The organism is Bacteroides coprosuis (assembly GCF_020741705.1).
Lineage (GTDB): Bacteria > Bacteroidota > Bacteroidia > Bacteroidales > Bacteroidaceae > Bacteroides_E > Bacteroides_E coprosuis.
This window is the reverse complement of sequence record NZ_DYYK01000063.1, coordinates 1-4,711: the sequence shown is the minus strand read 5'-3', so window position 1 is coordinate 4,711 and position 4,711 is coordinate 1. Positions and strand designations below refer to the sequence as shown.

Annotated in this window: 6 protein-coding genes; 4 read left to right on the top strand and 2 right to left on the bottom strand. The window is 34.6% G+C overall.

The window, feature by feature from the left end:
- Nucleotides 1-1,327 (top strand): glycoside hydrolase family 125 protein (locus K8V80_RS03740; RefSeq protein WP_276775545.1); only part of this gene is annotated, 1,327 nt, incomplete at its 5' end.
- A 103-nt stretch (nt 1,328-1,430) separates the two neighbouring features.
- On the opposite strand, the gene K8V80_RS03735 is transcribed toward K8V80_RS03740, so the two are convergent.
- On the bottom strand, nt 1,431-1,793 hold the full coding sequence (locus tag K8V80_RS03735) for a hypothetical protein (protein WP_006744631.1): 363 nt from the start codon (nt 1,791-1,793) through the stop codon (nt 1,431-1,433).
- 270 nt (nt 1,794-2,063) lie between these two features.
- Between K8V80_RS03735 and K8V80_RS03730 the strand changes: the two genes are divergently transcribed.
- Nucleotides 2,064-2,408 carry a hypothetical protein gene (locus K8V80_RS03730; RefSeq protein WP_006744632.1) on the top strand — a complete coding sequence of 115 codons (345 nt, stop codon included), beginning with the start codon at nt 2,064-2,066 and terminating at the stop codon, nt 2,406-2,408.
- A 235-nt stretch (nt 2,409-2,643) separates the two neighbouring features.
- On the opposite strand, the gene K8V80_RS03725 is transcribed toward K8V80_RS03730, so the two are convergent.
- On the bottom strand, nt 2,644-2,823 hold the full coding sequence (locus tag K8V80_RS03725; protein ID WP_006744633.1) for a hypothetical protein: 180 nt from the start codon (nt 2,821-2,823) through the stop codon (nt 2,644-2,646).
- A 520-nt stretch (nt 2,824-3,343) separates the two neighbouring features.
- Here K8V80_RS03725 and K8V80_RS03720 point away from each other — a divergent pair.
- On the top strand, nt 3,344-3,979 hold the full coding sequence (locus tag K8V80_RS03720; RefSeq protein ID WP_276775541.1) for an SDR family oxidoreductase: 636 nt from the start codon (nt 3,344-3,346) through the stop codon (nt 3,977-3,979).
- A 279-nt stretch (nt 3,980-4,258) separates the two neighbouring features.
- Nucleotides 4,259-4,711: DUF7149 domain-containing protein (locus tag K8V80_RS03715; protein WP_423773056.1), on the top strand; the 453-nt coding region annotated here is incomplete at its 3' end.

The following is a 4,711-nucleotide window of genomic DNA, read 5'->3' as shown; positions in this document are numbered from 1 at the left end:
AGCTTCTAAAAGGCTTTTTGTATCCAAAGTAGTTGATAAAGAAATCGAGAGAGTTAAAGGGATGTTGAAAAATCCTAAACTAGCTTGGATGTTCGAAAACTGCTTCCCCAATACTCTAGATACTACAGTTTATTTTGATAAAAAGAATGGCAAACCCGATACAAGCGTCTATACAGGTGATATTCATGCTATGTGGTTAAGAGATTCTGGTGCGCAGGTTTGGCCTTATATTCACTATGCTGATAAAGATGCCAATCTTAAAGAAATGCTAAAGGGAGTCATATTGAGACAGTTTAGCTCTATCAATCTAGATCCTTATGCTAATGCCTTCTATACGGATACGAATCATGTAGGAGATTGGGCGAGTGATGGCACCGATATGAAACCAGGTGTTCACGAACGTAAATGGGAGATAGACTCTCTTTGTTACCCCATCCGCTTAGCTTATGAATACTGGAAAGTAACAGGCGATGATAGCATTTGGGGTGAAGAGTGGATGCAGACAATAGCCAATGTGTTGAAGACTTTTAAAGAACAACAGAGAAAAGAAAATGATGGTCCGTATATGTTCTTAAGAGTAACAGATAGAGCTCTTGATACTTTAAACAACGCTGGTAAAGGTGCTCCTGTAAATCCTGTGGGCTTAATTGTGTCTAGTTTCCGCCCATCAGACGATTCTACTACACTTCAATTCCTTGTTCCATCCAACTTTTTTGCTGTAACTTCTCTTCGTAAGGCAGCAGAGGTATTGACTCAGGTGAATAAGGATAGCAAATTGGCTCAAGAATGTACAGAGTTAGCAGCAGAAGTTTCTACTGCTCTTCAAAAATATGCAACCTACAATCACCCTAAATATGGTACAATCTATGCTTTTGAAGTAGATGGTTTTGGCAATCACATGTTGATGGATGATGCTAATGTGCCTAGTTTGTTGGCTATGCCTTATTTAGGAGATGTAGATGTAAATGATCCTATCTACCAAAATACTCGTCGCTTTGTATGGAGTGAAGATAATCCTTACTTCTTTAGAGGAACTAAGGGCGAAGGTATTGGTGGTCCACACATTGGTTACGATATGGCTTGGCCTATGAGTATTATGATGAAAGCCTTTACTAGTCAAGATGATGCCGAAATAAAATGGTGTATCGAGTTATTGCTGAATACCGATGCTGGTACAGGTTTTATGCACGAATCTTTCAATGTAAACGATCCAAATAAGTTTACAAGAGATTGGTTTGCATGGCAAAATACACTCTTCGGAGAGTTGATCTTGAAATTGGTTGATGGTGGTAAGTTGGACTTACTCAATTCAATAACAGTGCAATAAAATCAAAGTATAGATATAAAACTTAAGCAGGCATCTCTAAAAGGGGATGCCTGCTTTGTTTTATTATATAGGATATTGAGTTCTCTCAACGAGAGAACCTGCTTTACGACAAATCATGAATGCGTTGATCTAGCAAGTTGGATAATCGTTCAAAGTCCATGATATTCAACAAGGATTCCTCAATCAGATAAATCTCTTTCATCAGATTCTTGAACTCTGGAGTGGGAGAAGAAGTTGAGTTTTTCATCTCTTCAATCTTCTGTCTGCAAAGTTGTAGCCCAAAAAGAGAGATGAAGTCAAACTCTTGCAAGGACTCAAAGTCTTTTACTTGAGGCTTATATTCTGCTCTTAGTTTCTTAAGTTCCTTGGCATGCTTCACAACGTTATCTGTTGTAAAATTATCACTTTGAATAAAATGTTTCAAATCACGAAAAGCTGCTTTTGATAAATTTCTGGTGTGCGTCATATTTCTGAATAAGATTAGGTTAATGTACACTTCTGATATATTAATCAATATACATATAACAAAAAGAAAGTCTATTGGTTTAATAATAATCTTACTGATCTACTTTAGTCTTCGGTGATAGCACATAGAAACCCTACTTTGATAAAAAGATTCTTCGGTTTGGAGAATAACCCTAACTGGTATAGGGAATCTCCCATGATGGAATAGGGGGTGTGCGTACTGTAGATGTTGAAATAAATGTACATTTAGAGTAATTAAAACATCAATACTATGAAACAGATTATAATAAGTATGCTTTTGGTTACTGTGCTACTCACATCTTGTTCGAGCCTCTTCTATACAGCCGATTATGACATTAAAAAAGTCCAACTGGGTATGGCAAAGCGAGATATTCTTAAAGTTATGGGAAATGATTATGAAATGATTTATATGTCGAAAGGATCAGACAATGTATTTGTTGAAGTGATGGGGTATAGAACTTATGTGAATGGAGGAATATATAAGCTGTATCTCGAAGATAATGAGCTAGTTCAAATTGAAAAAGAGTGGCTCGACCTTCACAACTGTCATCACTCGACGAATACTTCAGATTCAAATGATTCATCTACTAACTGATTAGGGTAAAGCAGAAACTATTTTTAGGACTATCTATGGAAAGATGGGCGAGAAAGAAAGTGAAGTTTTGGACACAAAACACGAGTCCATGCCTTCCTCTTTTCTGAAGGCAAGTAAGTTGTCAATTCGTCTAAAAAACAAAAAAGGGTTTAACTCTATCCTTAATTGAAGATAGGGTTAAACCCAATTTTTAATTCCTTTGTATTTAATTTTAGGTAGTGAGGTTCTAACAGGACTACTGAGGAAAATCTCCATCAGCATAAACTTCATAAGTCCAGTTGTGCCAATAGATAATTTCTTTATTCTCTTCAGCGACGTCCTTTTTAGTGTACCAATCTCCGTCAATAAAATACTCTATTTCTCCGTTCTTGTTTTCACGTGTATCGGAGTAGTTTCTTCCTAGTATTTTTCCCATAGCATCGATTTAATAGGTTGATTTTAATTGATGTTCTAATAAAATACAGAATTGCTATATCATCTCTATAGCAATGTGTGTAAGGCAAAAGTGATAAAAAATATTGAATATATTAAATCCTACTCGAACGAATAAGTGTATTTATGTTATATAACAGCTAATTTATGCTAAAAACGACTACCAACGGCTTCAAAAGTGATAAAGTGTTAGTATTTAGAGGGTTTATAGGGTGTTGTGTAGCATATTGCTTGAATATGTATTCTTTTTATGACTATTTGATAAAAGAACTATCTTTACATATCTATATGTAAACTATGGTGTGCTATTACTACAAAAATGTCTTTTATTTATATTTATAGCTCTCAAATAGAACTTAATGAAATTTGATGTGTTAGTAGTAGTAAATTGAGCAATTACTCCACAAGGAGATGATTTATTTTAAGCTCAAAAACCTTTTCTTAGTTGGTGAATCCACCATTTTATATCTATCTAAAGGCGATATCTATAAAAGTCAGTAAAAATGAAAAAGAAAGTATTAGTTCTTGGTGCTGCTGGTGCTATTGCCCAACATGCCATTGAGTTTTTGAAAGACAAAAAAGACATTGAATTGACATTATTTGCTAGAAATGCCAAAAGATTAACAAAGTATGAATCTGTAGCCCACATCATAGAGGGAGATGTATTGAATGAATCTCAACTTGATGCTGCCGTAAAGGGAAAAGACATAGTATATGCAAATCTTGCAGGAAAGGTGATTGATATGGCAAAACTCATCGTAAAGGTGATGAATCAGAACAATGTGAAACGACTTATCTTTATCTCCTCTATCGGGATATACGATGAAGTTCCTGGAGCATTTGGTAAATGGAATAATGAAACATTAGGTAATTATTTGGTAGAATACCGTAAAGCTGCCGATGTGATTGAAGCCTCTACACTCGATTATACCGTAGTTCGCCCCGCATGGCTTACCAATAAAGATGAAGTGGAGTACGAACTAACCCATAAGGGTGAATCTTTTAAAGGTACAGAGGTTTCCCGAAAAAGTATAGGAGCCTACGTAGCCGATCTTGTAGAACATCCTCAAAAAGATGTGAGAGATAGCATCGGTGTAAATAAACCCAATACCGACGGCAACAAACCAGCTTTTATGTAAAAGATATTATCATCTTGACACCGATAAGAGGATACGATGACACCGACATGTAATCGTCATGTCGGTGTCAAAGTATAAAAACCCTTTTCAAAATAGAATGGGTTTTCAAGAGATTTAATTTTTTTGATTAAAAATCATAGCACAAAAGGAGAGTGTCTTAATTAAAGATGCTCTCCTTTTGTGCTTTATTGGACTAGCTCTAAAATTAAATTATCGTGATTGATGTTTAATGTTGTTCTTCTTTTTTCTTATATTTAAGGACCTTAAAATTTAATAGAAATGGACACAAATAAATGCATTAAAACGCCTAAACAAGCGTTGAACCCTGCATACCTTAAAATAAGACCTGAACGTAAAGAGATAGAGCTTTTTAAAAAAGAATTTACTATTCTTCTTGATCGACTTAAAGCTAACCCTAAAGAGACAGAAGAATTTCATAAGAACTTGGTGATTGATTTTTTAGATTCCACCTATTATAAAGATAAGTTTTATATCAATACGTTGGAACGCAATGACTTAGTTGTTCATAATTCAAATAAATCAACCTCATCTGTAGGAGTTTTGATTGAAGCAAAAAGTCCTACTAATAAAGCTGAAATGGTAAGTGAGGGAAATTTTAATGTAAAATCCTTTCAAGAACTTGTTCTTTATTATTTAAGGGAAAGGAAGACAAATAAAAATTTTGAATTAAGATACTTGATTATTACTAATATTTATGAATGGTATGTTTTT

What these genes read in the sequence shown, in the direction of transcription:
- K8V80_RS03735 (WP_006744631.1), bottom strand. Translation starts at nt 1,793, where the DNA reads ATGACGCACACCAGAAATTTATCAAAAGCAGCTTTTCGTGATTTGAAA.
- K8V80_RS03730 (WP_006744632.1), top strand. Translation starts at nt 2,064, where the DNA reads ATGAAACAGATTATAATAAGTATGCTTTTGGTTACTGTGCTACTCACA.
- K8V80_RS03725 (WP_006744633.1), bottom strand. Translation starts at nt 2,823, where the DNA reads ATGGGAAAAATACTAGGAAGAAACTACTCCGATACACGTGAAAACAAG.
- K8V80_RS03720 (WP_276775541.1), top strand. Translation starts at nt 3,344, where the DNA reads ATGAAAAAGAAAGTATTAGTTCTTGGTGCTGCTGGTGCTATTGCCCAA.